The organism is Flavobacterium rhizophilum, from assembly GCF_046000485.1.
Lineage (GTDB): Bacteria > Bacteroidota > Bacteroidia > Flavobacteriales > Flavobacteriaceae > Flavobacterium > Flavobacterium rhizophilum.
The window spans coordinates 1-1,481 of record NZ_JBELQB010000029.1 but is presented as its reverse complement, the minus strand read 5'-3'; the positions used below and the strand labels follow the sequence as shown (position 1 = coordinate 1,481).

At 29.0% G+C, this 1,481-nt stretch carries 2 protein-coding genes; both read right to left on the bottom strand.

Annotation, left to right across the window (positions count from 1 at the left end; translation table 11 throughout):
- Positions 1 to 107: 107 nt before the first annotated feature.
- Complete coding sequence (locus tag ABS768_RS17540) at positions 108 to 647, bottom strand: hypothetical protein (protein ID WP_408076248.1); 540 nt, start codon at positions 645 to 647, stop codon at positions 108 to 110.
- A gap of 3 nt (positions 648 to 650) precedes the next feature.
- On the bottom strand, positions 651 to 1,481 hold an 831-nt coding region (locus tag ABS768_RS17535), incomplete at its 5' end, for an RHS repeat-associated core domain-containing protein (protein ID WP_408076247.1).

Sequence of the window (1,481 nt, the reverse complement as noted above, 5' to 3'; positions counted from 1 at the left end):
AAAACTTTTAATTTAATACTGTCTTTCAAATGGTTACATTATAATTTTATCAAAACACCTAATCTGACACATTACCTCAAAACACCTAATCTGATACATTGCCATAATTATATATCCTTAGGAATTAAGACAGCAATTCTATTGATAGTTTTAATCTTTTTTACATCAATCTCAACAGAATTGGAAACTAAGCAATTAAAATCATCACTATAAATGACTTTAACATCCCCTATAACCTTATAAACTTCGATAGTTAAATAATTACCATCTTCAAGCTTAATTTTATAAAGCTCTAATCTTTCACTTAAAGTGTAATTATCATAGTACAATTTATTCCAGTCTTCATGATAATCATAATTCAAGCATTTTAACAACAAAAAATACGATGTTGGTTCTAATAAAGGTGTATAAGTTAGCTGTTCATAGAACGTCTCTTTAAAACTATTGAGAGTTTTAGTACCTAATAACTGCTTTGAAAAGGAATTACCTAATCCTGACATATTTAATGTGTGAGAGTTTTTAACAAACAAGGTACAATTTACATAATATAAATTATTATTTTGTCTCTCTATAATCTGAGTATTATTTATTGTTTTAGATGTTGTACAACAAAACAATAAAATTGGAATTACTAAAAATTTATACATAAATTATTCTGTTTTAATTATTGCTGGAAGAAAATCACTGTTCGCTAATTTATTAGCTTCAAACTGACTCATAGACTTTTTTGGAGGATAATTCATTATACCTTTTTTAGCACCTGAAACATGATTATCATCCAAACCGAGAGTATGACCAATCTCATGACGCTTATTTTTTCTAGTGTCAGAATCTCTATTCATTGTTATATATTTATTAGCATCTGTTACTCCTCCAATTTGTGTTAATCTATCATTTTCACCTTCTTTAACACCAAAGAGAGTAGGAAGACCTTCAGGGCTATTTCTACCAATAGTATTACCGATATCATATCCTTCAAAAGTTTCAAAATTTGCTTTACCCATTGCTTCAACGGAACTTCCTCCATCTTCAAAAGTCAAATCAAATTTTAAACTATATCCTTCATACTCACCTTCTGAGATTACTAACTCTTGATCATTAAGTTGAGTATTAATCTCATACATTTTTTCAATATCATTACAACTATAGCCACTTATAGTTTTACCACCTTTTATTAATTGTTCTTCAGTTTGTACAAAATATGTAGCTTTAATAGTTATAGTTTTGTTCTTATTATCAATAATTTTTACACCATCTTTCCCATCAGGATCTACAAAAATTATCGGATTATTAAAGCAATAAGCATAAGAACTCCAGTCAGAATACTTCTCCGCCAATGGATCTACTCCTATAAAAATACTCCATTTTGGGTCATAGTATCTGGCTCCATAGTAATAATTCCCCGTTTCCTCATCATATTCCTTGCCGTTAAACTTAAACGGCGTGTTAAACGAATTGATGTGTTCGTCAACCAGCATTTC